At 65.2% G+C, this 25,360-nt stretch carries 27 protein-coding genes; 12 read left to right on the forward strand and 15 right to left on the reverse strand.

Features of this window, described 5'->3' with window-relative positions:
• Positions 1 to 89: 89 nt before the first annotated feature.
• Entirely contained in the window at positions 90 to 1,064 is a 975-nt protein-coding gene (locus LB569_RS21600; protein WP_224694011.1) for a threonine/serine dehydratase, read from the forward strand.
• 83 nt (positions 1,065 to 1,147) lie between these two features.
• Here the strand turns inward: LB569_RS21600 and LB569_RS21605 are convergent, their stop codons facing one another.
• The 4 genes from LB569_RS21605 to LB569_RS21620 are packed head-to-tail and all read right to left on the reverse strand — an operon-like array spanning position 1,148 to position 4,939.
• Positions 1,148 to 2,284 (reverse strand): ABC transporter permease, encoded by a 1,137-nt coding sequence (locus tag LB569_RS21605; RefSeq protein WP_140703520.1) that lies wholly within the window; start codon positions 2,282 to 2,284, stop codon positions 1,148 to 1,150.
• Entirely contained in the window at positions 2,281 to 3,201 is a 921-nt protein-coding gene (locus LB569_RS21610; RefSeq protein WP_224694012.1) for an ABC transporter ATP-binding protein, read from the reverse strand. Before LB569_RS21610 ends, LB569_RS21605 begins: the two co-directional genes overlap by 4 nt.
• Positions 3,198 to 4,151 (reverse strand): HlyD family secretion protein, encoded by a 954-nt coding sequence (locus LB569_RS21615; RefSeq protein ID WP_224694013.1) that lies wholly within the window; start codon positions 4,149 to 4,151, stop codon positions 3,198 to 3,200. The genes LB569_RS21610 and LB569_RS21615 overlap by 4 nt, the downstream gene beginning before the upstream one ends.
• Positions 4,148 to 4,939, reverse strand: coding sequence for a CerR family C-terminal domain-containing protein (locus LB569_RS21620; RefSeq protein WP_224694014.1), 792 nt, complete (start codon positions 4,937 to 4,939; stop codon positions 4,148 to 4,150). The genes LB569_RS21615 and LB569_RS21620 overlap by 4 nt, the downstream gene beginning before the upstream one ends.
• Positions 4,940 to 5,029: 90 nt before the next feature.
• Between LB569_RS21620 and LB569_RS21625 the strand changes: the two genes are divergently transcribed.
• The 3 genes from LB569_RS21625 (at position 5,030) to LB569_RS21635 (ending at position 7,098) form a co-directional block, all read left to right on the forward strand.
• Complete coding sequence (locus LB569_RS21625; protein WP_224694015.1) at positions 5,030 to 5,503, forward strand: CYTH domain-containing protein; 474 nt, start codon at positions 5,030 to 5,032, stop codon at positions 5,501 to 5,503.
• A complete protein-coding gene (locus tag LB569_RS21630; RefSeq protein WP_224694016.1) occupies positions 5,500 to 6,438 on the forward strand; it encodes a CHAD domain-containing protein in 939 nt (312 codons plus the stop codon). Before LB569_RS21625 ends, LB569_RS21630 begins: the two co-directional genes overlap by 4 nt.
• A 264-nt stretch (positions 6,439 to 6,702) precedes the next feature.
• The gene (locus LB569_RS21635; RefSeq protein ID WP_224694017.1) at positions 6,703 to 7,098 is read left to right on the forward strand and encodes a hypothetical protein; all 396 of its coding nucleotides are present in this window, start codon (positions 6,703 to 6,705) and stop codon (positions 7,096 to 7,098) included.
• An 8-nt stretch (positions 7,099 to 7,106) separates the two neighbouring features.
• Here LB569_RS21635 and LB569_RS21640 read toward each other — a convergent pair whose 3' ends face one another.
• Positions 7,107 to 7,910, reverse strand: coding sequence for a helix-turn-helix domain-containing protein (locus LB569_RS21640; RefSeq protein WP_224539757.1), 804 nt, complete (start codon positions 7,908 to 7,910; stop codon positions 7,107 to 7,109).
• Positions 7,911 to 8,023: 113 nt separating this feature from the next.
• On the opposite strand from LB569_RS21640, the gene LB569_RS21645 reads away from it, so the two are divergent.
• Positions 8,024 to 8,884, forward strand: a complete 861-nt coding sequence (locus LB569_RS21645) for an SMP-30/gluconolactonase/LRE family protein (RefSeq protein WP_224694018.1) — start codon at positions 8,024 to 8,026, stop codon at positions 8,882 to 8,884.
• A 29-nt stretch (positions 8,885 to 8,913) separates the two neighbouring features.
• Here LB569_RS21645 and LB569_RS21650 read toward each other — a convergent pair whose 3' ends face one another.
• From LB569_RS21650 to LB569_RS21665, 4 genes are read right to left on the reverse strand one after another with little or no spacing between them, the layout of a single operon-like run.
• Positions 8,914 to 9,930, reverse strand: a complete 1,017-nt coding sequence (locus LB569_RS21650; RefSeq protein WP_224694019.1) for a zinc-dependent alcohol dehydrogenase family protein — start codon at positions 9,928 to 9,930, stop codon at positions 8,914 to 8,916.
• A gap of 10 nt (positions 9,931 to 9,940) precedes the next feature.
• Entirely contained in the window at positions 9,941 to 10,342 is a 402-nt protein-coding gene (locus LB569_RS21655; RefSeq protein ID WP_224694020.1) for a cupin domain-containing protein, read from the reverse strand.
• Positions 10,343 to 10,367: 25 nt separating this feature from the next.
• On the reverse strand, positions 10,368 to 10,841 hold the full coding sequence (locus LB569_RS21660) for a cyclophilin-like fold protein (RefSeq protein WP_224694021.1): 474 nt from the start codon (positions 10,839 to 10,841) through the stop codon (positions 10,368 to 10,370).
• Positions 10,838 to 12,031, reverse strand: coding sequence for an MFS transporter (locus LB569_RS21665; protein ID WP_140703542.1), 1,194 nt, complete (start codon positions 12,029 to 12,031; stop codon positions 10,838 to 10,840). Before LB569_RS21665 ends, LB569_RS21660 begins: the two co-directional genes overlap by 4 nt.
• Before the next feature lie 121 nt (positions 12,032 to 12,152).
• On the opposite strand from LB569_RS21665, the gene LB569_RS21670 reads away from it, so the two are divergent.
• Both LB569_RS21670 and LB569_RS21675 read left to right on the forward strand, forming a co-directional pair.
• Positions 12,153 to 13,052, forward strand: a complete 900-nt coding sequence (locus LB569_RS21670; protein ID WP_224694022.1) for a LysR family transcriptional regulator — start codon at positions 12,153 to 12,155, stop codon at positions 13,050 to 13,052.
• Positions 13,049 to 13,654 (forward strand): DNA-3-methyladenine glycosylase, encoded by a 606-nt coding sequence (locus tag LB569_RS21675; RefSeq protein ID WP_224694023.1) that lies wholly within the window; start codon positions 13,049 to 13,051, stop codon positions 13,652 to 13,654. Before LB569_RS21670 ends, LB569_RS21675 begins: the two co-directional genes overlap by 4 nt.
• Here the strand turns inward: LB569_RS21675 and LB569_RS21680 are convergent.
• The 4 genes from LB569_RS21680 to LB569_RS21695 all read right to left on the reverse strand — a co-directional run bounded on the left by LB569_RS21680 (position 13,644) and on the right by LB569_RS21695 (position 16,955).
• Positions 13,644 to 15,422, reverse strand: a complete 1,779-nt coding sequence (locus LB569_RS21680) for a SulP family inorganic anion transporter (protein WP_224694024.1) — start codon at positions 15,420 to 15,422, stop codon at positions 13,644 to 13,646. The genes LB569_RS21675 and LB569_RS21680 overlap by 11 nt on opposite strands.
• 69 nt (positions 15,423 to 15,491) lie before the next feature.
• A complete protein-coding gene (locus LB569_RS21685; protein WP_140703547.1) occupies positions 15,492 to 15,770 on the reverse strand; it encodes a helix-turn-helix domain-containing protein in 279 nt (92 codons plus the stop codon).
• 94 nt (positions 15,771 to 15,864) lie between these two features.
• Positions 15,865 to 16,566, reverse strand: coding sequence for a phosphatase PAP2 family protein (locus LB569_RS21690; protein ID WP_224694025.1), 702 nt, complete (start codon positions 16,564 to 16,566; stop codon positions 15,865 to 15,867).
• A 50-nt stretch (positions 16,567 to 16,616) separates the two neighbouring features.
• Positions 16,617 to 16,955, reverse strand: coding sequence for a hypothetical protein (locus LB569_RS21695; RefSeq protein ID WP_140771065.1), 339 nt, complete (start codon positions 16,953 to 16,955; stop codon positions 16,617 to 16,619).
• A 187-nt stretch (positions 16,956 to 17,142) separates the two neighbouring features.
• Here LB569_RS21695 and LB569_RS21700 point away from each other — a divergent pair, with 187 nt between their 5' ends.
• Together LB569_RS21700 and LB569_RS21705 are read left to right on the forward strand one after the other, a co-directional pair.
• Positions 17,143 to 18,534, forward strand: coding sequence for a sensor histidine kinase (locus LB569_RS21700; protein WP_140703548.1), 1,392 nt, complete (start codon positions 17,143 to 17,145; stop codon positions 18,532 to 18,534).
• The gene (locus LB569_RS21705) at positions 18,531 to 19,193 is read left to right on the forward strand and encodes a response regulator (protein WP_140703550.1); all 663 of its coding nucleotides are present in this window, start codon (positions 18,531 to 18,533) and stop codon (positions 19,191 to 19,193) included. The genes LB569_RS21700 and LB569_RS21705 overlap by 4 nt, the downstream gene beginning before the upstream one ends.
• 221 nt (positions 19,194 to 19,414) lie before the next feature.
• Here the strand turns inward: LB569_RS21705 and LB569_RS21710 are convergent, their stop codons facing one another.
• Positions 19,415 to 19,978, reverse strand: coding sequence for a hypothetical protein (locus LB569_RS21710; RefSeq protein WP_224694026.1), 564 nt, complete (start codon positions 19,976 to 19,978; stop codon positions 19,415 to 19,417).
• A gap of 278 nt (positions 19,979 to 20,256) precedes the next feature.
• On the opposite strand from LB569_RS21710, the gene LB569_RS21715 reads away from it, so the two are divergent.
• Positions 20,257 to 22,260 (forward strand): PhoX family protein, encoded by a 2,004-nt coding sequence (locus LB569_RS21715; protein ID WP_224694027.1) that lies wholly within the window; start codon positions 20,257 to 20,259, stop codon positions 22,258 to 22,260.
• Positions 22,261 to 22,395: 135 nt separating this feature from the next.
• Positions 22,396 to 22,620 (forward strand): hypothetical protein, encoded by a 225-nt coding sequence (locus LB569_RS21720; protein ID WP_140703554.1) that lies wholly within the window; start codon positions 22,396 to 22,398, stop codon positions 22,618 to 22,620.
• Positions 22,621 to 22,661: 41 nt separating this feature from the next.
• Here LB569_RS21720 and LB569_RS21725 read toward each other — a convergent pair whose 3' ends face one another.
• Positions 22,662 to 23,849, reverse strand: a complete 1,188-nt coding sequence (locus LB569_RS21725; protein WP_224694028.1) for a flavin-containing monooxygenase — start codon at positions 23,847 to 23,849, stop codon at positions 22,662 to 22,664.
• A gap of 437 nt (positions 23,850 to 24,286) precedes the next feature.
• Between LB569_RS21725 and LB569_RS21730 the strand changes: the two genes are divergently transcribed.
• On the forward strand, positions 24,287 to 25,324 hold the full coding sequence (locus LB569_RS21730) for a phosphatidylglycerol lysyltransferase domain-containing protein (protein ID WP_224694029.1): 1,038 nt from the start codon (positions 24,287 to 24,289) through the stop codon (positions 25,322 to 25,324).
• Positions 25,325 to 25,360: the final 36 nt, after the last annotated feature.

Genomic DNA, 25,360 nt, shown 5'->3' on the forward strand with positions numbered 1-25,360 from the left:
GCCAAACTTTGTAACCATCACATCTTTTCGTTGGCATCGCACGGCTCTTTGCGTGCACCATGGCGCGATCACACTCCGCAGGACCCGCCATGACCACCCCTCCCGGCATCGCCGATATCCACGCCGCCGCCGCACGCCTCTCGGGCCTGATCGTCGAAACCCCCCTGATCGAATCGGCCGAGCTGAACAGGCGCTTCGGCGGCCGCATCCTGTTCAAGCCGGAGACGCTGCAGCGCACCGGCTCGTTCAAGTTCCGCGGCGCCTACAACAAGCTGTCGACGCTGAGCGAGGAGGAGCGCTCGCGCGGCGTCGTTGCTTTCTCCTCGGGCAACCACGCGCAAGGGGTGGCGGCTTCCGCCGCCATGTTCGGCGTCAAGGCGGTCATCGCCATGCCGGCGGATGCGCCCGACATGAAGATCGCCAATGTCCGCAAGATGGGAGCGGAGGTGGTGCCGTTCGACCGTTTCAAGGACGACCGCATGACGGTGATCCGTCCCTATCTGGACAAGGGCATGGCGTTGGTGCCGCCCTTCGACGATCCGGCCATCATTGCCGGCCAAGGCACGATCGGACTGGAGCTGGTGAAGCAGGCGCGGGCGCTCGGCGTATCGCTCGACGGGGTCGTCATCCCCTGCGGCGGTGGCGGCCTGACCAGCGGCATTTCCGTCGCGGTCAAGGATGCCTCGCCCGGCACCGCGATCTGGGCGGTGGAGCCCGAGCATTTCGACGACACGCGCCGCTCGCTGGCGGCGGGCGCCAGGGTTTCGAACGAGCCGGGCCACAGCTCTATCTGCGACGCGATCCTCACCGCCGAGCCGGGCGCCATCACCTTCGAGATCAACCGCCGCAACCTCGCCGGCGCCATCGCGGTTTCCGACACAGCGACGGCACAGGCGATGCGCGACGCCATGGCCTATCTCAAGCTGGTGGTCGAGCCCGGCGGCTGCGTCGCGCTGGCAGCCCTGTCATCGGGCGAGATCGACCTGTCGGGCAAATGCGTTGCCGTGGTGCTGTCGGGCGGCAATGTCGATTTCGGCACCTATGCCGGGATCATGGCGGCATAGAGCGTCGCCGTCCCTGCCCGTGTGATCTCCGCACCTCCCGCACGAGGAATTCGGGCGGCTCCAGGCACCTGGGCAAGCTCTCCTCAGTCCAGCGTCCGCCTGAAGCGCACCAACGCCACGCCGGCAAACAATGCGACAAAGACCACCAGCCAGCCGATCTCGGTCGCCACCGCCGGCAGTTGGGCGCCCTTCAGCATCACCGCGCGGGTGATGCGCAGGAAATGCGTCAGCGGAAAGATCTCGCCGAAGGTCTGCGCCCAGTCCGGCATGCCGCGATAGGGAAACATGAAGCCCGACAGCATGATCGACGGCAGGAAGAAGAAGAAGGTGAGCTGAAGGGCCTGCATCTGCGTGCGCGCGATCGTCGAGATCGTATAGCCGAGCAGCACCAGGGACAGCACGAACACCAGCACCGCCGACAAAAGCAGCGTCATCGAGCCGGTGAAGGGGATGGCGAACAGAAGCTTCGACGCCGCCAGCACCACCACCACCTGCACCGCGCCGACCGCCAGATAGGGCAGCACCTTGCCCATCATGATCTCCAGCGGGCTCGACGGCATCGCCAGGAGGTTCTCCATCGTGCCGCGCTCGGTCTCGCGCGTCAGCGCGATCGAGGTCATCATCACCATAGTCATCTGCAGGATGACGCCGAGCAGGCCGGGCACGATGTTGTATTGCGAGATGCCTTCGGGATTGTAGCGGCGGTGGACGACGACATCGAGCTGTCCCCTGGCGGCCTCCGCGGCGGCTTCCTGCGTGCCCTGCGCCCGCAGTAGCGCCTGGCCGGCGATGGTGCCGAGCGTCGAGATGGCGCCGCTGGCAACCGCCGGATCGGTGGCATCGGCCTCGATCAGGATCTGTGGCTTGTCGCCGCGTTCGACACGCCGGGCGAAGTCGGCGGGGATGGTGACCACGAAGGCGACATCGCCGCGCGCCATCAGGAACTCGGCCTCATCAGCACTTTGCGCGACATGGTCGAAGCGGTAGTAGCCGGTGGTCTGCAGCGCCGAGACCATGGCGCGGGTGTAGGGGTCGCTGCTGGTCGCCACCAGGGCCGCCGGCAGGCTCTTCGGATCGTTGTTGATGGCGTAGCCGAACAGGACGAGCTGGATGAGGGGCACGCCCAGCATCATGGCGAAGGTGATGCGGTCGCGCCGCATCTGGATGAATTCCTTGATCAGCAAGGCGCCGAGCCTGGCGAAGGAGAAGACGCTGTTCATGCCATATTGTCCTTCGAACCCGACATGAACTGGATGAAGACATCCTCGAGGCTGGTTTCGCCGGGCTTCACCGTGACGCCCTTGTGCTCTTTCTCGACATCGGCAAGGGCTGCTTCCAGCTTCTTCCTGTCGGAACCGACGACATGCAGCGTTGCGCCGAACGGCGCCACCTGGTCGACGCCGGGGCGGCCTTGCAGCGCCTGCGCCACCTGGTCGAGCTTTGGACCCTGCAGCACGAACGTTGTCAGGCCCGCATTCTTCACCACCTCGGCGACGGTGCCGGTGGCCAGCATCTTGCCGTAGGAGATGTAGGAGATGCGGTGGCAGCGCTCGGCCTCGTCCATGTAGTGGGTGGAGACCAGCACGGTGAGCCCGCCGCTGGCCAGGCGATGGATCTCGTCCCAGAATTCGCGCCGCGCCTTCGGGTCGACGCCGGCGGTCGGCTCGTCGAGGAGCAGCAATTTCGGCTTGTGCATGATGCAGGCGGCGAGCGCCAGCCGCTGCTTCCAGCCGCCGGACAGCGTGCCGGCAAGCTGGTTGCGGCGCGTAGTGAGCCCAAGTTCCTCCACCGTGCGGGAGACATACTCCTCGACCGGCCTCAGCCGGTAGAGCCGCGCCACGAATTCGAGGTTCTCGCCGATCGTCAGATCCTCGTAGAACGAGAATTTCTGCGTCATGTAGCCGACTTCGCGCTTAATCCTGAGCGACTCCGTGCGGATGTTGAAACCCAGCACCGTGCCGTCGCCTTCGTCCGGCGTCAGCAGGCCGCACATGATGCGGATGGTGGTGGTCTTGCCCGAGCCGTTGGGGCCGAGGAAGCCGACGATTTCACCTTTGGCGACCGACATGGTCACATGGTCGACGACGGTCTTGTCGCCGAAGCGTTTTACCAGGCCGTGAACGTCGATGGCGTTCATTTTGCCGATACCGCAAGATCGACATCGACGATCTGGCCGGGCTGCAGTGGACCCGTATCGCCCTCCGGCCGCGCCTCGACGAGGTAGACCAGCTTCTGCCGGTTTTCGAGGGAGTAGATCACCGGCGGCGTGAATTCGGGATCGGGCGAGATATAGCTGACGCGCGCTTTCACGCCCTCGCCGCAGCCGTCGCAATGGACGCTGAGCAGGCTGCCGACCTTGACCGAGGAGAAGGCGCTTTCGGGAATATAGACGCTGAGCTTCACCGCGCCGTCGGGGAGCACCGAGATGACAGGCGCGGTCGGACCCGCCGTGTCGCCGGGGTTGCGGATGACGTCGTTGACGCGGCCGGGCGAAGGGGCGGCCAACACCCGTTTGGAGAGCCGCCATTGCGCCTGATCCAGCGCCGCCTGCGCCTGTTTGACCTGGTTGTCGGCGGCCTTGATCGTTTCGGCGCGCGCCGGCCGGCCGCCGACCGCAAGGTTGGCCTCCGCCTGGCCGACCTGCGCATTGGCCGTCTCCAGCGTCGCGGAAGCCGTGTCGAAATCAGCTTGCGTGCCGGCGCCGCGTTTGAACAGGTCGCTGGCGCGGTCGAACTTTCGCCTGGCGTCGGCGGCCTGCGCCCTGGTCATGTCGACCTCGGCCTTCAGCACGGCGATTTCCTCCGGCCGCTTACCGACCTGGAGGTCGGCAAACTGCGCCTGCGCCTGCGCAAGGGCTGCCTGCGCTTGCGCCACCGCGATCTTGGCGTCGGCATTTTCAAGCGTCACCACGGTGGCTCCCGGCGTCACGCGGTCGCCGCGCTTGACCGTCACCGTCTCGACCTGCGCCACCTCGATCGGCGCCAGGAGCACATAATCGCCCTCGACATAGCCGACGGCGAGCGGGGCCGCCGGCGCGCAGGCGCCGAACAGTTGAGCGGCGAGCGGCAGCGAACACAGGAAGCTCATTGTCTTGATCCCTTCATCCCTGCCCCCTTTCGGGCGGCCAGCATGGCGCCGAGGTTGTCCGTGGTGACGGCCACCACCTTGGCGGCCTCGGCGGCCCCGATGTCGTGCCAGCCCATGCGGCGCATGACAGCCTCGCGGCCGATGCGGAAATAGATGACCTGGCCGATCAGCGTAAACACGGTGAGCCGGGTGCGTTCGCTCTCGGCCGGCTCGCCGGTGGCCTGTTCCCACAGCAGACACAGGCGGCGATGCGCCGGCTCGAAGACGCCGTCATAGATGCGGTCGAGCGCCGCCGTCGGATGCGACAGCTCGCGCAGCACGAACTGCACGATCTCGCCGGCCTGGGGGCTCGCCACGACAAAGCCGACCATCCGCTCCAGCGCCGCGATGAGCTGTGCCCGCGCCGCCTCCGGATCGCCAGCCGTCACGGCCTGTCCATCGAGCGTCTGACCGGCGCCCAGTGCTTGACCGGCGCCCAGTGCTTGGCCGGCGCCCAGTGCTTGGCCGGCGCCCAGTGCTTGGCCGACGCCCAGTGCCTGGCCAGCGACTGCCTGAATGGTCTCGACGATGAAGTCGGCGGCGGCGGCGCGAAGACCTTCCTTGCCGCCGAAATGATAGGCGATGGAGCCGATATTTGCCCCGGCCTCGGCCGCCAGCTCGCGCGTCGAGGTGCCGTCGAAACCTTGCCGTCCGAACAGTTTCAGCGCCGCCTGGACGAGCGCGGCCCGCGTCAGCTCCGCCGGGGACGTCTCGCGCCGGGGCGGCTTGGCGTCTGGCATTTTGATCATGACGGGACTTTAATCAATCGATTGATTAAAGTCAACTTACAAGCGAGGGCGTCTTGCCATCGCGCGCGGCAAACGCTTTAGTGCGCGGCCATGGGCAAGGAAGTCGAGCGTAAGTTCCTGGTCTCCAGCACCGCATGGCGGGATCTGGTGGAAGCGGAGATCCGCATTCTCCAGTTCTATCTCGCCACGGCACCCGGACGAACAGTCCGTATCCGCATCAGCGATGGCGCCTCGGCTAGGCTGACGCTCAAATTCGGCAGCAGAGCGCGCGAACGCGACGAATTCGAATATCCGGTCCCGCTGGAGGAGGCTGTGGAGATGCTGGACTTCGCCATCGGACGTGTCATCGAGAAGACACGTCACCATGTTAGGCATGGCGGCTATCTCTATGAAGTCGATGTCTTTGGCGGCGCACTGGCGGGACTTGTGGTGGCCGAGCTCGAGACTCCGGAAGACGTTCCGGACGAAATGCTGCCTGATTGGCTCGGTCGTGAAGTCACCGGCGAGCAGAAATTTTACAACGCGTCGCTCGCCCTCGGGGGGATACCGGAGATCGCCGCATGAGCTTTCGCATAGATCCGCGCCTGCCGCTGACCGGCGAGGTCAGGCGTATCCTTGCCGAGGAAATCGGCAAGGCGCTCCTGCATCTGGATGTGGCGCGCACCCGGCCGGAGCAGGGGCTGCACAAATGCCGTAAGCGGCTGAAGAGCGCGCGTGCCTTGCTGCGCCTTGTTCGTTCCGGAGACGAAACATTCTGCGCCACGGAAAACCAATGCTATCGCAATGTCGCCGCGCTGCTTGCCGGCCCGCGCGAAGCGACAGCGCTGATCGAAACCATCGACCGGCTTGCGGCGGCCTTTGCCAGGGAAAGCGCCGATGGCGGGCTCGATGCCGTGCGCGACAGGCTGATCGCACGCCAGCATGATCTGCACGAAGGCGCCGGGCTGCGGGCAGCGATCGGCGCGGCCACCGCCGCTTGCGAAGAGGGCATGAAGCGCATCGAAACCCTTGCCCTGCCCGGCCAGCCGGAACAGGCTGCCGACGTGCTTGCCGAAGGCGCGCGCGTCACCTTGCGCCGTGCCAGGAAGGCGCTCGACAAGGCCGGCGCGCGTGGCGAGGCCGACGATTTCCATGACCTGCGCAAGGCTGCCAAGACACATGGCATGCACCTGTCGCTGCTGGGCAGGTTGTGGCCGACCCCGATCAAGGCGCGGCGCAAGGCCGTCGACGCGCTGGGCGAGCGGCTCGGCGAACTGCACGACGTTTTCGTCATGCGCGCGCTGCTCGAGGCCGACGACCAGCCGCTTGGCCCGCCCGAGGACACAAAACTTCTTGGCAAGCTGCTGAAGCGCTCGGAGAAGAGCCTGAAGAAGGCCTGCCTTGCCGAAGCGACCGAACTGTTTGGCGACAGTCCCAAGCGCTCGACGAAAAGGCTTGCCCGCAAGGCGCGCGACGATCTCGCCGGCGCCTCGACCACGGACGATCTGGCCGCCGCCTAAATAAACTTTCATGTTTGTTGCTTTACCACAATTGCTGTAATCTTGCGACCACGATGTGGCGCGCCGGCCGTTGCCGCTTGCTCGACGGCACCACTTGTCATGCCGCGTCCTTTACTGACCTGATTGCTTGCTGACCCGATTGCTTACGACTTGATTGCTTTTCGATCCGCGGGCTGGACCGATCGATCCGGGCCTTGCCGGTGACGGCTCGTTCCCCGGGAATTCCATATTTCGCACTTCATCGAGACCGGGCTGGAGGGAGAGATGAAACAGATGAAAGCGTACATTCTGGCGGCAGGTGTCGCCGTCGGCATGCTGGCGAGCGCGGCCAATGCCGCCAATCGGACCTGCACGATCTACTCGGATCGCGACTATGGCGGGTCGCACTGGACGCTGGGCAGCGGCGATGACATGAAGATGGTGAACGCGCCCGATGTCGGCATATCCGATGGCATTCACCGCTTCATCTACGAACCGTCATGGAACGACAAGGTGTCGTCGTTCAAGGTCAAGCGCGGCTGCACCATCACGCTGTGGGAACATATCGACCGCGGCGGCCACCATTTCCGCTCCAGCAGAAGCTACTCCTATGTCGGCAGCGGCTGGAACGACAGGGCCAGCGAGGCCGAATGCGATTGCGGCGGCGGCGCCAACTATTGACCGATGGCCTATGCCGGTAGCGGCGGCCGCTTTTTGACCAGGGAAGGCTGATCCTTCGTCCGCGCGCCGGCATCCCGCGCATGCGGGCCGATCGGCATGATCGCCTCGAACGGCGTGGCGCCGAAGGCAAATGTCCATTTGTAGCCGACCAGCCCATCCTCCGGCGTGGTGTGCTGGTCGTGATGGGCCAAGAGTTTGGCGCGATCGGCCAGTTCCTCGGCCTCGCGCCGCACCATCTCCGCCGTTTCCGGCCGCATCCGCCTGGAGAAGCTGACGAAGGTCGCTTCCTTCTCGATATGGGTGATCGCCCAGCCGATGAAATTCTTGTTGGTCATCTCGAACAGCGGCCTCAGCGGCCCCTCGAAATTCCACTGGATCGGCGTTTCGACCAAGAGCCTTGCCGACAGGCCACGGCCGAGCGCGATCAGGCCGAGTTCCTCGAGATCGCGCAGATAGAGGAACATCGAGGCTTCGCTCAAGCCTTGCGAGCGCATGATGCCTTCAGGCGTGAATTTTTCCGACAGCATGACGAAGACGAACAGCAGTGCCGGACGGCCGGCGAGCCGGCGCTCGATCTCGGGTGCGACGCGGTTGACCGGTCCCGGCCCCCTGCTCATCGAGCCGAGCACGTTTTCCAGCTCCACGCCGGCGGCAGCACAGATCTCCACCAGACGGTCGAGCTTGCAGTTCTTGTCATGGAAGATGCGCTTCACCGTCGGCTCGGAAACGCCCATGCGTTCGGCGAGTTCGCGATAGGTGACGCCCTTGGCCTTCAGCGTCCGTTTCAGCGCCTCGAAGATCAGACCGTTCATGGAATGCACCTGTTGCTGGGCGTTTCGTATCGGTATTCGATGCTAGCGGCAATTGCCCTTCCCGGAAAGTATCGAAAATCATAGGTCTCCGCCGTCATCACAGGAGACCGGACATGAAACGCCTCATCTCTACCGCTTTTTCCGCGGCCATCGGAATCGCCGCCCCGCCAGTCGCCCAAGCCGCAGAGCTCTGGCGCGCCACGGGCCTCGAGCAGCCGGAATCGGCGCTGTTCGACGCCGCCAACGGCCGCGTCATCGTTTCCAACATCGTGGGCAATCCGGGCGATGCCGACGGCAATGGTTATCTCAGCGTGCTGTCCCTCGACGGCAAGACAGTGACCCAGCACTGGACGGACGGCATGGACGCGCCAAAGGGCATGGCGATAGCGGGCGGCAAACTCTATGTCGCCGACATCACCAAGGTCCGCGTCGTCGACCTCGCCAGCGGCAAACTGATCGCCAGCATCGCGGTGCCGAATGCCGTGTTCCTCAACGACATGACGGCGGACGCTTCCGGCCACGTCTACGTCACCGATATGCTGGCGGATGCGATCTACCGCATCGACGGCGACAGGCCGGAGCTGTTCGTCAAGGACCCGCTGCTCGCCTCGCCCAACGGCGTCTTCGCCGATGGCGGCAGGCTCATCGTCGCCTCATGGGGCAAGGGCATCAAGGCCGACTTCAGCACGGCCGAGCCGGGCGGGCTGCTGGCGGTGGACCTCGCCAGCAGGGCGGTGACGCCGCTGGCGGGGGCGCAGAAATTCGCCGACCTCGACGGCGTCATCGCCATTGGCGACACCATCTACGCCACCGCCTACATGACCGGCACGCTCTATCGTTACAGGGAAGGCGGCGCGCCGGAAGAAGTAGCGCGTTTCAAGCCGGGCAGCGCCGACATCGGCACCGACGGCAAGTCGATCCTCTACGTGCCGCTGATGAACGAGGGCGAGGTCGCGGCGCTCAAGGTCGATTGAGCGCCGTGACGGCGTAGCAGGGGTGATGGTCAGACCCGCAGCAGCGTCTTGATGGCGCGGCGCTCGTCCATCGCCTTGTAGCCTTCGGCCACCTGGTCGAGCGGCAGGACCAGGTCGAACACCTTGCCGGGATTGATCTTGCCCTCGGTGACGAGGGCGATCAGTTCGGGCAGGTAGCGGCGCACGGGTGCCGGGCCGCCATGCAGGTGCACATGGGCGAAGAACAGCTGTTGCCCATCCAGTTGCACCTGGTGCGGGACGCCGACATAGGAGACGTAACCGCCTTTGCGGGTCGAACCGATCGCCTGCTTCATCGATTCCTGCGTGCCGACGCATTCGAGCACGGAGTCGGCGCCGATGCCGCCGGTCATGTCCAGGATGCGGGCGACGCCTTCCTCACCGCGCTCGGTGACGATGTCGGTGGCGCCGAATTCCAAGGCGAGCTTCTGGCGCGGCTCGTGCCGGCTCATGACGATGATGCGCTCGGCGCCCATCTGCCTGGCGGAAAGCGCGGCAAGCAGGCCTACCGCGCCGTCGCCGACCACCGCGACCGTCGACCCTGGTTTTACGTTGGCGGCGTCGGCGGCGAACCAGCCGGTGCCCAGCACGTCGGACGTGGCGAGCAGGCTCGGGATCATCTCGGCCGAAGGCTGATCGGACAGCGCCACCAAGGTGCCGTCGGCCAGCGGCACGCGCAGGAAAGGCGCCTGGGCGCCGGTCATGAATGTCCGGTGCTGGCATGACGACTGATAGCCGTTGCGGCAATTGGGGCAGGTGTTGTCGGAAGTCGCGAACGACCCGACCACGAACTGGCCAGGGCGGATGGTTCGAACCGCGCTGCCGACCTCCTCGACGACACCGCAATATTCGTGGCCCATATGGGCGGGCCCGGCGATCGGCTGCAAGCCGCGATAGGGCCACAGATCCGATCCGCAGACGCAGGTCGCCGACAAGCGCACGATCGCGTCGGTGGGCAGCAGGATCTCGGGATCCGCCACTTCCTCGCAGCGAATGTCGCCAGGGCTGTAAAGAACGGTGCCGCGCATGGAACGTCTCCTATCGGTTGGTGTCGTATTGCGTATCGGTGACGTGATCGAGCCAGTCGACCGCCTTGCCGTCGAGCGCTTCCTGGATGGCGATGTGCGTCATTGCCGTGCTCGGACTGGCGCCATGCCAGTGTCTTTCGCCAGGCGCGAACCAGACGACGTCGCCGGGGCGGATTTCCTCGACGGGACCGCCCTCGCGCTGCACACGGCCCAGGCCAGCCGTGACGATCAGTGTCTGGCCGAGCGGATGGGTGTGCCAGGCCGTGCGTGCGCCTGGCTCGAATGTGACGGCGGCGCCCGCGGCGCGTGCCGGGGCAGGCGCGGAAAACAGGGGATCGATGCGGACCGTGCCGGTGAACCACTCGGCGGGTCCCTTGGCGGACGGCTTGGCGCCGGCGCGTTGGATATCCATGGAACAACCCTTTCCTTTCCTGGTGTCAGTGAATGTGCTCGATGCGGAGGGGGAATTCTCCGCGCGTCAGCAGGGGCTCGAATCCGTCGTCGAGGCGCCCGAGCCGGATCAGCCCGGTTGACCAGCTATACCCGTCATAAAACAACGCCAGATTGCCCCAGGGCGCGAAATAGCAGAGGTCGCCGGGCCGTTCGTTGCCGAAGGGACCGCTGCCTTGTTCGGTGAGTTTGCGCGGCAGATAGGCGATCTTCTCGTTGCCGGCGTAGTTGTCGATCGTCAGATCCAGCGGCAGCAAGGCATGAAAATCCCGTGCCGAGGGATTGTCGTACAGCGTGGCCGTCATCGTCTGCCCGTTGAAGCCGATCCTGATCTTCATGTCCGTGGGCTCCTGGCTTGCCGGGTCGGCGCCTTGCTGCCCGAAAGCCTGTCCAGGCAAGACCGCCGCCTGCGCGATCGCGGCCCAGAGCAGCGTGCGTCGGGTGACCTGTCGTCGTGTCACGACTGTCGGCTCGCCAAGGTGGAGGTCGCCGCCGCGACGGCAAATAGCGTCGAGCCGAGGAGAAGCAAGGCGGCGAGGGCGAAGGGGCTCCACCAGCCGGCGGTGTCGAACAGCAACCCGCCGGCAAACGCGCCGAAGGTGATGGCGAACTGGATCAGCGCGACCTGCAGGCCTCCGCCCGCCTCGAGATCGTTCGGGATGACCTTGGCCATCCACGTGTTCCATGCCACCGGAATGGGCGTGGTGAACAATCCCCACAGCAGGAGCAGGATCGCGGTCGCGGCCGCGAAGGGGCCAAGCGCGATCAACAGCAGCGCGATGACCGAAAGCATGGCCGGCAGGCCGATCAGCACGGCGCCCAGATGCGAGCGCAGGGCGAAACCGACGAGCGACGTGCCGACGAGGCCCGCCAGCCCGAGCCCGAGCAGGACCATCGAGAGCGTGTTCACGTCGAGCCCGGTGACGCCTTCGAGAAATGGACGCAGGTAGGTGGAAAGGGAGAACTGGCCCATGAAGGCGAGTGTGGTGGCCGCCATGCCGATGGCGAAGGCGCGGTTGCCGAGAAGGCCGAACATGCGCCTAGCCGAGACGGGCTCTTCGGCGGGCATGCTGGGCAGGACGGCGAGTTGCCAGACGATGGCGGCGAGCCCGATCGGCACGACGATGAAGAAGGCGCCGCGCCATCCGATCAGGCCGCCGAGAAAACTTCCAAGCGGCGCCGCGATGACCGTGGCGAATGCCGTCCCGCCCTGCAGCATGGCGATCGCCTTGGGCAAGTCGTCGCGCGAGACGATGCGCGCCAGAATGGCTGTCGACAGTGACCAGAAGCCGCCGATCGACACGCCGATCAGGGCCCGTCCGAGCATGAACACCGGATAGTTCGGCGCAAAGGTGATCGCCAGTCCGGAGACGACGAGCACGGCGGTATAGAAGAGGACGACCGTGCGCCGGTCCAGCCTCGACAGCAGGGCGTTGCCGAACAGGCTGGTGACGACGGCGAAGAATCCAGAGACGGAGATAGCCTGGCCGGCCTGGCCTTCGGTGATGGCCAGGTCCCTGGCGACTGGCGTGAGCAGGCTGACGGGCATGAACTCCGACGCCACCAGGACGAAGGTGAGCAGTGACAGGCAGATCACCGCGCCCCAGGCGCTCGGTGATTCGGCAAGTTGGCTGTCATAGGTGGTTTCCATGCGCCTCGGCCCCTCCAACGGTTTTCGTTGAAGGCTGTATAAATCGTCCGGACTGCCCCGATTAGCCGTTGTAATTCGCATGGACTTATCTAATTCTGATATAAATACACGAGGGCTGGCCATGAACCGCCGCGACCTGAACGACATGCTCTGGTTCCAGGCGGTGGCCGAGGAAAGCAGCTTCACCAAAGCGGCCGCCAAGCTCGGCACGTCCCAGTCGACGCTCAGCCACACCGTGAAGCAGCTCGAGGCGCGGCTCGGCCTGCGCCTGCTGACCCGAACCACGCGCAGCGTCTCGCCGACCGAAGCCGGGGAGCGGTTGCTGCGCGCCTTGGCGCCGCGCATCCAGGATATCGAAAACGACATCGACGCGCTGATGGCGTTTCGCGACAAGCCTTCGGGCAATGTGCGGATCACACTCTCCGATCACGCGCTTGACTGGATCGTCTGGCCGAAGCTGAAACCGGTGCTGCGGCACTATCGCGACATTCACGTCGAGCTGAATGTCGACAATGGCTTCCGCAACATCGTCGAGGAGCGGTTCGACGCCGGCGTGCGGCTGGGGGAAAGCGTCGACAAGGACATGATCGCCATTCGCATCAGCCCCGACTGGCGGCTGGTTGTCGTCGCGTCGCCCGACTATCTCGCCCGGCATCCGGCGCCCGGCACGCCGCAGGACCTCGTCCAGCACGATTGCATCAACCACCGCCAGTCACGGTCGGGCGGCCTCTATGCCTGGGAGTTCGCCAGGGACGGGCGAGAGCTGAGGGTGCGTATAGACGGACAGCTGACCTTCAATTCGACGATCCCCATGATCGACGCCGCCGTCAGCGGCCTCGGGATCGCCTATGTGCCTGAGAATTTGGTGGCCGACGAGATCCGGTCGGGCCGGCTGGTGCTGATGCTCGACGAATGGTGCCCGCTGTTTCCGGGCTATTACCTCTACTATCCGACCCGGCGGCAGAACTCACCTGCCTTCGCGGTGATCGCCAATGCATTGCGCCATGCGGATGTCTCATGAGCCTGACCGCGCCCCGCCTGCTCGCGCGGGAAGAACTGCCGCACGATACGGCAGCGCTTGCCCGCCATCTCATCGGCAAGCTGGTGGTGCGCGACTTGCCCGAAGGCAGGGTCAGCGGCCGGATCGTCGAGACTGAAGCCTATGTCGTCGGCGATGCCGCCGGACATGGTTTTCGGGGGATGACGGCGCGCAACCGCTCGATGTTTCTCGAGCGCGGGCACGCCTATGTCTATCTCGCCTATGGCATCTCATTCATGCTGAACGTTTCGAGCGAGGCACCGGGCATCGGCACCGGCGTGCTGATCCGGGCGCTGGAGCCGCTGGAAGGCATTCCGATCATGCGGCTGAACCGTGGCGTAGAACGGCTGCGCGACCTGACGCGCGGGCCGGGACGGCTGGCCGCGGCACTGCGGATCGATCGTTCGCTCGACGGGCTCGACCTTTGCCAGAGAGGCCCGCTATGGCTGGCGGATGACGGGCACTACGCCGGCGAGATCGGACAGAGCACCCGGATCGGGATCTCCAAGGACGCCGAGCGCCTGCTGCGCTTCCATGTCAGGAAAAATCCCTTCGTCAGCGGCCCGGGGTCGCTCAACCGCTGAGGGGAGGCTTCTCCGCCTCTTGTTTTCCCGCCAGTTGGGCCCGCGCGTCGCGGATCGAGGCGGCGTAGGTCACCAGCGGCCGCTTGACGCCGTGGTTGATCAGCATGCGCCGTATCCGCGGCGAGGCGCCCGATATGATGAAGCGCACGCCGGCGCGGCTGGCCTTGCGGGCCGCGCTTTCGATGACATTGGCCGCGGTCGAATCGAAAAGCGGCACGGCCGAACAGTCGAGGATGAAATTCTTGCGCTGGTCGGCGATGCGGTCGAGCACACTGCCGACGGTGGAGGCGGCACCGAAGAAGAAGGCGCCCGAGATGCGATAGACGACGGTGTCGGCGTCGACAGCCTCGCTGGAATCGTAGGCGCGACCGCCGTCGGCGCCGTCGGCGACATCGTCCTGGGCCAGCTCCGCCTCGACCGCGACTGACTTCGCCATGCGGTCGATGAACAGGATCGAGCCGAGCGCGAAGCCGACGACGATGCCTTCGGTCAGGTCGCGGAAGACGACGATCAGGAAGGTCGCCATCAGCACCAGCGCATCGCCCCGCGAGGCCCTGAGCAGCGTGGCGAAGGCCTGTTTCTCGACCATGTTCCAGCAGACCACCGCCAGCACGCCGGCAAGGGCGGAGAGCGGAATGTAGCTGGCCAGCGGTGCGGCCGCCAGCATCAGCACCAGCAGGATGGCCGAATGGACCATGCCCGAGACCGGGCCGTGCGCGCCGGCCCGCACATTGGTGGCGGTGCGCGCGATGGTGCCGGTGGCGCAGATGCCGCCGAACAAGGCCGACGCGATGTTGGCGAAGCCTTGCGCGACCAGCTCGCAATTCGACCGGTGCCGCCGCCCCGTCATGCCGTCGGCGACGACGGCCGACAGCAGTGATTCGATGGCGCCGAGCAGCGCGAAGGCGACGGCATCCGGCAGCACCTCGATCATCCTGTCGACACTGACCGGGGGCAGGCCGGGCCATTGCAGGCTGCGCGGAATGCCGCCGTAGCGCGTGCCGATCGTCGCGGCCGGCAGCGCGAACAACGCCACCACGATCGAGGCAAGCCCGATGGCGATCAGCATGGAAGGCCATTTCGGCCGCCAGCGCTTCAGGAAAACGATGGTTGCCATGGTCAGCACCGCCACCGACGTCGCCGCGAGGTTGATCGTGCCGGACGCTTCGCCAAGCGCGATCAGCTTGGGGACGAACGGTCCAGGCTCCCTGACCGGCATGGTCAGCCCGAACAGTTCGACGATCTGGCCACAGAAGATGATGACGGCAATGCCGGCGGTGAAGCCGACGGTGACCGGATAGGGAATGAATTTGATGTAGGTGCCAAGCCTGAGATAGCCGATGGCAAGCAGGAACACGCCCGCCATCATCGTCGCCAGCAGCAGGCCGTCGACGCCGACCCGTGCGACCGTCGCCGCCACCAGCACGATGAAGGCGCCGGCCGGGCCGCCGATCTGGAAGCGGCTGCCACCGAAGGCCGAGATGATGAAGCCGCCAACGATGGAAGTGTAGAGGCCACGTTCCGGCGTCACCCCGGACGCGATCGCGATTGCCATCGACAGCGGCAGCGCGACGATGGCGACCGTCAGGCCGGACATCACGTCGGCCTTGAATTGCGGCAGGTGGTAACCCTCCCGCCAGACCGTCACCAGTTTCGGTGTGAACAGTTCGGAAAAGGTCGGTTTTTCCGACCCTTGAGGCGATCCGCGGGCCGGCCCGTGAACCCGTTGACGGGCCGGTTGATGCACTGCTTGACGGGCTTGGTCCATGGGCTGCCTTCCGCACCTCGCAAAGGCGGCGGGATCGTCGGCAGGACTGTCGGCGGTCGCCGTCGCGACTTATGCCGGCTCAGCCTTGGGATCCGGCGGCACCGCGGACTTGAGGCGCACGCCCCTGCCGCCGCGCTCGCTGGCATGGTTCTCGCCGATCAGCTCCACCCCGGCCTCGTCGAGAGCCTGGATGACCTTCATCAGCGTATCGACCACGCCCCTGACCACGCCGTCGCTCGCTTCCATGCGCTGGATTGTCGGAAGCGAGACGCCGGCGCGCTCGGCGAGCGTCTTCTGGTCAATGCCGGCCAAGGCCCTTGCGGCACGCATCTGCGCGGCAGTGATCATCGGCCGGAACCCATGTCTGAGTCTGCTGATATAACGTATAATACTGTCATTGTGATGTTTCAAGCATCATTATGCATATATCAGACATGCAAGTTTACTCGCTTTCGCCGACCACCTTGCGGCGCTGCAGCATCCGCGCCACCAGCCAGCATAGCATCGCCCAGGCAAAACCGGCGCACCAACCGGCCAGCACGTCCGATGGCCAGTGGACGCCGAGATAGATGCGGCTGACGCCGACTAAGACCGTCGTCAGCACGGCAAGCGACAGGACATAGATTTTCGTCGCCCGGCCACGCAGGAACCGCGCAGCGAGCGAGCCGAGCGTCAGGTAGGTCACCGCAGACAGCATGGCGTGGCCGCTCGGGAAGGAGAGCGAGGTCTCGTTGACGAGATGCGAGATCAGTTCGGGCCGCGGCCGATCGACGCCGACTTTCAACAGGCTGGACAGAAGCTGGCCACCGGCGACGGCGACGAACATGAGAAGTGCCGTCCCCGGCCTGCGAATCAACAAGAGGTAGACGATGGTCGCGGCCGTGATCAGCACCAGCACGCTGGCGCTGCCAAGGCTAGTGATGTCGCGCATCGCCCCTTCCAGCCATGGCGGACCGATGGGAACGCCGGGCTGGCCCGGCTGGCGGAAGGCGAGCAGGATCTCGGTGTCGAAACCATGCGCGGCGGTGGCGCGTGCCAGCTCCATCAGCTCGACGAAACCCCACAGCCCGCCGGCGATGGCCAGGCCGGCCAGCAGCACCGGGAATTCGATCCGGTTGAGCAGCGTGCTTGCGGGATCTTTCATCCGCCCTTCATCCCTGGCCATCGTACCTTCTTGTCATCGCCCCCTTCTTGTCATCGCCCTTGCAGATAGGGGCCAAGCGTGATCAGCGCCACGGCGGCGATCGCCAGCACGATGCCGGCCGCCTGCAGCGCGTTGACGCGCTCGCCGAAGAACACCAGTGCGACGACGTTGACCGAGACCAGCTGGATCACCGCCGAGAGGCTGAAAGATACCGACATGCCGAACTCGCGGATCAGCCGCAGCATGATCAGATTGCCCAGCGAATAGAGTGCCAGCGTCAGCAGGATCTTGCCCAGGCTGGGCGCCAGCCCCCATTGCTTGGCGGCGGTCGCCGCCAGCAGGAAGATCACCGTCGAAAAGCCAAGCTGCAGCAATCCCGAAAAACTCAACGTCCGTCCCCCTCGAAGCGGCTCTGGCCGCGTGCGTGGCGGACCTTGTTCCCGAAGCATGCCGGTCCGTCAAGCGATGTCATGCCCATGGCGGCCTCGTGCTAACGAGGGTCTTGGCAACGGCGGGGCTGAGGCTCAATGTGGTGAAAATCGCCCAGCCTGTCGATAAAAGGGCGATCAGGGGCTCATGATTCGTATTCTTCAGAACTTGGCGCGGCGCTGGAGCGAGCTTTCCCTCGCCTTGCAGTTCGTCGTTGCCGGCGGGTTCGGCTTGCTGGTCGTCATGCTGGTGGTGGGCGCCTGGGTGACGACGCAGATCCGGGAGGGGGTCACCCGCAATTCGGCCGCCACGACGGCGCTCTACGTCGACAGCGTGATCGCGCCGTTGTTGCCCGACCTGCGCAAGAACGAGGAGCTCAGCGAGTCCGTCAAGCAGGCGCTCGACGAGACGCTCGGCCAGGGCGCGCTCGGCAAACGCCTGGTGTCGTTCAGGCTCTGGCGCCGCGACGGCACCGTACTCTATTCGAAAGACGCGGCCTTGATAGGCCGGCGCTTCGAGGTGACCGACAATCTGCGTTCCGCCTTCCAGGGCAACGTTACCGCCCAGTTCGATACGTTCGACGAGAACGAAGAGAAGGAGCGGTCCTCGGGCGTGCCGTTGCTGGAGATCTACAACCCCGTGCGCGAACCCTGGTCCGGCGATGTGGTCGCCGTCACCGAATTCTATGAGGTCGCCAGCGATTTCAAGGCCACGCTGGCATCGGCGCTGCTGTCGAGCTGGCTGGTCGTGGCCGGCACCACCTTGATGGCATTCCTGCTCCTGTCAGGCATCGTCCTGCGCGGCAGCCGCACCATCGACGACCAGCGCGGGGCGCTGCGCCGCCAGGTGTCGGAGCTGCAGGACCTGGTGACGCAGAACAGCGCCCTGCGGCACCGCGTGCAGCGGGCGTCACGCCGCGCCACCGCGCTCAACGAAAGATATCTGCGCCGGATCGGCGCCGACCTGCATGACGGCCCGGCCCAGCTCGTGGCCCTGGCGGCGCTGCGCATGGACAGTCCCGTGTTTACCGGCGACGGCCTTGCCAGCGAGGGCCGCTCGACCGAGGTCGCGATGATCCGCAAGACGCTGGAGGACGCGATGCGCGAAATACGCGGCATCTGCACCGGCCTGGTCCTGCCGCAGATAGAAACGGCGGCGGTGGCGGACGTGTTGCGGCTGGCCGTCGAGGAACATGAGCGCCGGACGGGCACGGCGGTGAGGCTCACGCAGCCCGCGCATTTGCCCGAGCCCGGCGCTTCTGAGAAGATCAGCATCTATCGCTTCGTGCAGGAGGGGCTGAACAATGCCTACCGCCACGGGCGGGGCAAGGATCAGGCGGTGCGCGCGGGCATGAAAAACGGCAGGCTTTTCGTCGAAGTGTCGGATGGCGGGCCGGGTTTCGATCCGGCGCGGGCCGAAGGATTGGGGCTCGCCGGCCTGAGAGAGCGGGTTGAAAGCATTGGCGGACAGTTCGAAACCCTGACGGGGCCGAAGGGCACGAAACTGGTGATCCGTCTTTCGGTCGAGGAGCAAGCATGATGGGCGCCATCCGTATCGCCATTGTCGACGACCATCCTCTCTTCCGCGAGGGTGTGACACGCAGCCTGTCGGAGATCGGAGGCTTCGAGGTGGTCGGGGAAGGGGCTACCGCGCAGGACGCGGAACGCATCGCCTCGACCGTGCAGCCCGACATCTTGCTGCTCGATATTTCCATGCCGGGCGGCGGCCTGCCCGCGGTCGCGAACATCCTTGCCGACCACCCCGCCCAGAAAATCGTCATGCTGACCGTGTCGGAGGCCAATTCCGACGTCACCAAGGCCCTGAACGCGGGGGTGCACGGCTACATCCTCAAAGGCGTCGGGTCGCGCGCGCTTGCCGATATCCTGCGCAACGTGGCGGCCGGTGAAAGCTATCTTTCGCCGACACTATCGGCCCGGCTGCTTTCCGATGTTCAGTCCCTCCAGCCCGCCAACGGCATGGCGGACCGGCTGCGGCAACTCACCGGTCGACAGACCGAAATCCTGCGGCTGGTGGCGGAGGGGCTCAGCAACAAGGAAGTGGCCTTGCGCCTGGAGCTGCAGGAGAAGACCGTCAAGCATCACATGACGGGGGTGCTGTCGAAACTCAACGTGCGGAACCGCACCGAAGCGGCCCTGATGATGCGCGAGTTTCGCGACCGCGAGAGGGATCGCCCGTAGATGGGTCGGCGTTCAATGGAACAGCCGGCCCGCTCGCCGCGCGCTTTTCCCGCGAAGACGGTTACATATCGCGGCACTGGAATGCCGCGCAAAACGAGGTCACCTCCGCCGGGGGGCGGCGGAGGTGACGTGTGAAACTGGTCGTTGCCTGTTGACCAGTTTCACAAGGCCGAAATTCACGGGGCCGAGATTCACAGAGCCCAGATTCGCGCTGCCTGGATTCACAGAGCCTTGAGGCGGCTTGCATCGGCCGGTGTGGCACGGCGATCGATGATCGTGCGGCCGAGCTTGTCCTTCATGCTGAAACGGCCGTTCTCTATCTTCTCCGTCAAGCCATCGGGGTGCTGAACCGTAATCTTGTTGCCGTCCACGTCGACCTTGTCGCCGGTCGTGGCGTTGACATGGCTGCTCTTCGCACCCTGGCCCTTGCCGGCCCCCGAATTGCCGCCACCGTTATCAGCGCCGTTGCCGTTGCCGTTGCCGTTGTTGCCGCCGCCGTTTCCGTTGCCACTGTTATTTCCGCTGCCGCTGTTGCCGTTTCCGCCGCTGCTGTTCCCACCGCCGCTATTGCCGCCGTTTCCGCCGCCACTATTCCCGCCGCCGCCACCGTTGCCGCCGCCATTCCCACCACCACCGCCGCCGCCCTTACCGGCAAGCGCGGTCGCGGCCTCGAGTCCGGGAACGAAGCCATGAAAGGCAATTCCATAGGGAGCGATGGTCAGCACCAGCAGAGCCGCCGAGCCGAAAGCCAGCCGGCAACAACGGGCGTTTATCGATCCGTGCATCCTGATCTCCGTCGATTGAGCCGGCGCGCCCACCCCAACGTCGCAGTGCGACCAACATCGCCGAAACAAATGGTGACCGGAAGCGACCTCCGACCGTTGCGTTTGTCTTCCAAGACCTTTGCAGGCGCAAGATTGGACCAAAGTCCCATGCCGGTCGTGAAAAAGCGGTGTCGTGAGGGAGCGATGGCGGGGATACGATGTCACGAAAATGTGATCAGCACGCTATAAGGCGGTTGAAAAGGCAACAAGCTCCAGCCAAATCCAAGCCAGAGGCTCCCATGACCGAACATCGCTCCCCCGACGTCCGATTCCGCACCAGCCTGCTCGAGGAAAACGAGGGACCGGCCAACAATCCCAGCGAAAACCGCACGATGGGCGAGATCATCGCCGGGCGGTTTTCGCGCCGTGGCTTCCTCAAGGGGTCGCTCGCCGTCTCGGCGATCGCCGCCACCGTCAGCCCGCTGGCCCTGATCGCCGCCGACGATGCCCGCGCCGCGGAAGGCTCCGCCTTCAAATTCGACGAACTGGAAGCCGGCATCGACGACAAGCACCATGTCGCGCCGGGCTACGACGCCGACGTTCTGTTGCGCTGGGGCGATCCGCTGTTCGCCGATTCGCCGGACTTCGATCCGACGAAGCAGTCGGCACAGGCCCAGGCCAGGCAGTTCGGCTACAACAACGACTATGTCGGCTACATTCCGCTCGACGGTTCGGCCGAACATGGCCTGCTGGTGGTCAACCACGAATACACCAACCCGCATCTGATGTTCCCGGGCATCGTCAAGATCGTCGAGAAGGACGGCAAGAAGTCGGCCGAGGTGGCGCCGCTCTCGAAGGAGCAGGTCGATGTCGAGATGGCCGCGCATGGCGGCACCATCGTCGAGATCCGCAAGGATGGCGGCAAGTGGCAGGTGGTGCGCGACGGCAAGCTCAACCGCCGCATCACCGCCAACACCGAAATGGCGCTGTCGGGCCCGGTCGCCGGCCATGACCGCGTCAAGACCAATGCCGACCCGTCCGGCGCCAAGGTGTTCGGCACCATCAACAATTGCGCCGGCGGCGTCACGCCCTGGGGCACCTATGTGATGTCCGAGGAGAATATTCACGGCTACTTCTCCGGCGAACTGCCGGAAGGCCACAAGGAAGCCGCCAACTACAAGCGCCTCGGCATCCCGGAAGGCGCTTATGAATGGGGCGCGCATTACGACCGCTTCAACCTCGCCAAGGAGCCGAACGAGGCCAACCGCTTCGGCTGGATCGTCGAGGTCGACGTCACCGATCCGAATTCGGTGCCGCGCAAGCGCACCGCCATGGGCCGCTTCAAGCATGAGGGCGCCGAATCGATCGTCGCCAAGGACGGCCGCGTCGTCTTCTATCTCGGCGACGACGAGCGCTTCGACTATGTCTACAAATTCGTCACCAAGGGCACATTCGACGCCAACGACCCTGCCGCCAACAAGGACCTGCTCGACGACGGCACGTTGCATGTCGCCAAATTCGCCGAGGACGGTTCGGTCGAATGGCTGCCGATCGTGTTCGGCCAGGGTCCGCTGACGGCGGAAAACGGCTTTGCCGGCCAGGCCGACGTGCTGATCGAGACACGCCGCGCCGCCGACCTGCTCGGCGCCACCAAGATGGACCGGCCCGAGGACATCCAGCCCAATGGCGTCAACGGCAAGGTCTATGTCATGCTGACCAACAATTCCAAGCGCAAGGCCGACCAGGTCGACGCCGCCAATCCGCGCGCCGAAAACGCCTTCGGCCACATTATCGAAATATCGGAGGACGGCGGTGATTTCGCCGCTGCCAAGGGCAAGTGGGAAGTGCTGCTGAAATGTGGCGATCCCTCGGTGGCCGATGTCGGCGCCACCTTCTCCACCGCGACGACGGCCCATGGCTGGTTCGGCATGCCCGACAATTGCGCGGTCGATTCGGCCGGCCGCCTGTGGGTCGCCACCGACGGCCAGGGTCCGAAGGCCACCGGCCGCACCGATGGCCTGTGGGCGGTGGACACGGAAGGATCAGCGCGGGCGACCTCGAAACTGTTCTTCCGCGTGCCGATCGGCGCCGAGATGTGCGGCCCGCTGTTTACGCCGGACGATCAGACCGCCTTCGTCGCCGTCCAGCATCCTGGTGACGGCGGCGAGGACTGGGAAGCGTTTGGCCGGCCCTCCTACTATGAGGACCTGTCGACGCGTTGGCCCGATTTCAAGCCCGACATGCCGGTGCGGCCGGCGGTCGTGGCGATCACCAAGCAGGGCGGCGGCAAGATCGCCATCTGACATCGGACAAGACAAACCGAGAGGGGGCTCCGGATCGCCGGAGCCCCCTTCTTTTGCGCGGTATTGCATTCAAGCCTCGGGAAAGATTGGCAATTTAAACAGGGCGCCCTAGATCGTGATGAGGAGATCATCGCCATGCCCAAGTCGATCTACGACCGTGGCCTGCTCAAACCCGACGAGGTGGCCACCTTGCAACGTGTCTTCGACGAGGCCTGCCGCCGACGGCAAGCCCACCCCGAATCCGCCGAGGCGCGTGAATTGGCGCTCACCTTGCTTGCCCTCTACAATGCCGGCATGGTCGACGAGGAGACGCTGACGGAGGCTGTCGGTTTCCGGCGGCTGGAGCCGAAATCGGCGTAGCATCCGAGATCAGCACGTCGCGTCGAAACGGATTCATGCTGTTAGCGTGATGCGCTGGATGGATGGGTCGCACCGGCGATGCGCCTGGCGATCGCCTTGGCCAAAATGGCGGCATTGGCGAAGCAGCCGCGGATGCTCGGCCGCATGCCGGTGAACCACAGGCCGGGCAGTTTCGGATCGTCCTGGCCGCCATTGAAGAGCGGAACGCCCTTCTCGTCGAGCACGCCGAGATTGCCGACCATGCGCTCCAGCCCGGTGCGGTAGCCGGTCGCGGCAATGACGATGTCGGGAGCGATCAGGCTGCCATCGGCCAGGATGACGCCATCGCGGGTGAACTCCCGTATCCCCGGCACCACCACGATCCTGCCCGATTTGATGGCATCGACGGCGCCGTCGTCCGCGGCGATCGCGGTGTAGTCCGACATCAAACGGCTGGCGCCGCCGGCAGGCGCGGGCGGCATGCCGAATTTGGTCAGATCGCCGAACACCAGACGCTGCGTCGCCGCCATCACGACGTCGGCGACGCGCGGCGGCAGGCGCGCCATGAGCGGCGAGAGGCGGTGCACGGCGATCTTGCCGATGCGCTTGGGCAACAGGGCGGGGCCGCTGCGAGCCGACAGCCAGACAGCTGAAGTATCGATGCCCGACAGATGATTGAGGGCATCGAAGCCGGAATTGCCGGCGCCGACAACCAGCACCTTCTTGCCCGCATAGGCCTGGGCGTCGCCAAAATCCGCCGAATGGACGATCCGGCCCGCGAACGCTTGCATGCCCTTCCACTGCGGCGTGAAGGGTTCCCTGTCGCGGCCGGTGGCGACAACGACATGACGCGCCAGGCGCGAGCCGGCGCTGGTGCGCACGGCCCAGTGATCGCCCTTGAACATGACGGCCTCGACGGAAACGCCAAACTCCACCGGCAAGCGGTTCGCCTCATGGAAATCGTTCATATGGCGGATGACGACATCCCGGTGCGGAAAGGCGGGGGTCCCCTTCGGATAGGCAAGGCCGGGCAGCGCGGAGAGATCGCGATGGGTGTTGAGGTGCAGCTGCTCGTGGCGCCGGCGCCAGGGTTCGGCCAGCCGGCTTTCCCTCTCCAGGATCACCGTCGCGACGCCGGCCTTGATCAAAGCCTGTGCGACAGCCAGCCCGGCGGCACCGGCGCCAATGACGATCACCGGCTCGACCGCCACCAACTGCTCCATCATCGTCCGGGTTGTCGTATCAGCCATGCACTCTCGAATCCCACTCACCTAGCGGCAACCCCGAAAGGTTCGCAGGCCGTTGTAACGGTTTGATCGCGCACAGGGTCCGAACGGCAACCCGATGCCGTTTCCAGGCCCCGCGCCGAGCCGCGATGCCGATCGGGAGGATTCCGTGCGCCCGGCGAAAACAGCCGGGGCGGCAGCGCGGCCAAAACGACGACATGACGGTTTCCCGCTTCTGTCCGAATACATCCAGCCCTATATGGCATATCGGCGGCATCGGCGATAATCAGGTCGCGGCAATGTGATTGATTCGAGGTCCGGGGGCTGGCGGACCTCTTCTGACGGCGCAGGAATCCGAACCCGTAACCCATTCGGCTTCCCGCAAGAAATCAAGGCGCCACGGCGGTCCAGCTTGCTATTCAAGGCATGCGGCGCCGCAGACGGCACGCGGAATCTCGACCATGCCCTCCTTGCGGATCTATTTCGACAAAATCCTCGAGGGCGCCTCGCCCAAGGTCGAGCGCCTGGCGCTGACGCATGTCGAGCGCCTGGCGCTGGTGCGCCGTCATGGCGACTTCTCGCTCGCTTACTCCACCGCCGTGCAGCAAAAGCTTTCCTATTTCGGCGACGCGAACGGCTACATCGCCTTCGGCACCAAGATGAGGCATCATTTCGCGCTTGGCGACCCTGTGGTGGCTCCGGCGCTGCGGCCCGACATGATCAGGCGTTTCGTCGAGGCCGCCGGCAGCCCGTGGTTCGTGCAGATCGGCGCGGAGACCGCGCGCGTGCTGGCCGGGCTGGGCTACAAGGTCAACCGGCTGGGCATCGACACCCGGCTTGTCCTGCCCGACCATGATTTTTCCGGAAAGCGCAACGAGACCGTGCGCTATTCCGAGCGCTGGCTGTTGAAGAAAGGCTTTTCGTTCGAGGAGGACAAGCGGACGGTCCATCTCGACGAGATCAAGCGGCTGTCGGACAACTGGCGCGGCGACCGCATCGTCAAGCGCTGGGAGATGGGCTTCCTCAATCGTCCCTTCAACGATCAGCTCGGCACCGACATGCGCCGTTTCGTGCTGCATGGCCCCGATGGCGAGCTCATCGCCCTGCTCGACTTCGACCCACTTTTCGCCGGCGGCAAGGTGATCGGCTATACCACCGCCTTCAAGCGCAAGCATATCGATGCCTCGCCGCATGCCGAGATCGGCCTGACCAAATACGCCGTCGACCGGTTTCGCGAGGAAGGCATCTCCGTGGTGACGCTCGGCCTGTCGCCGCTCGTCGACGTGGGCCCGAGCGGATTTTCAGAAAGCGACTTCTGGCGCAACACCTTTCAGCGCGCCTACGATTCGCCCTGGGTCAACCGCCGCAGGTTCAACCTGCAGGGACAGGCGGCATTCAAGCGCCGCTTCCACGGCGCCGAGGAGCCCGTCTACATCGCCTTTCGCGAGGGGACCTATATCGAGATGCTGGGGTTGCTGCGGCTGGTCAAGGCTATTTGAACTCTGCAGGACTTGGGTTCTCCGCCCCCACTTCCG

It is taken from the genome of Mesorhizobium sp. BH1-1-4, assembly GCF_020165665.1.
GTDB lineage: Bacteria > Pseudomonadota > Alphaproteobacteria > Rhizobiales > Rhizobiaceae > Mesorhizobium.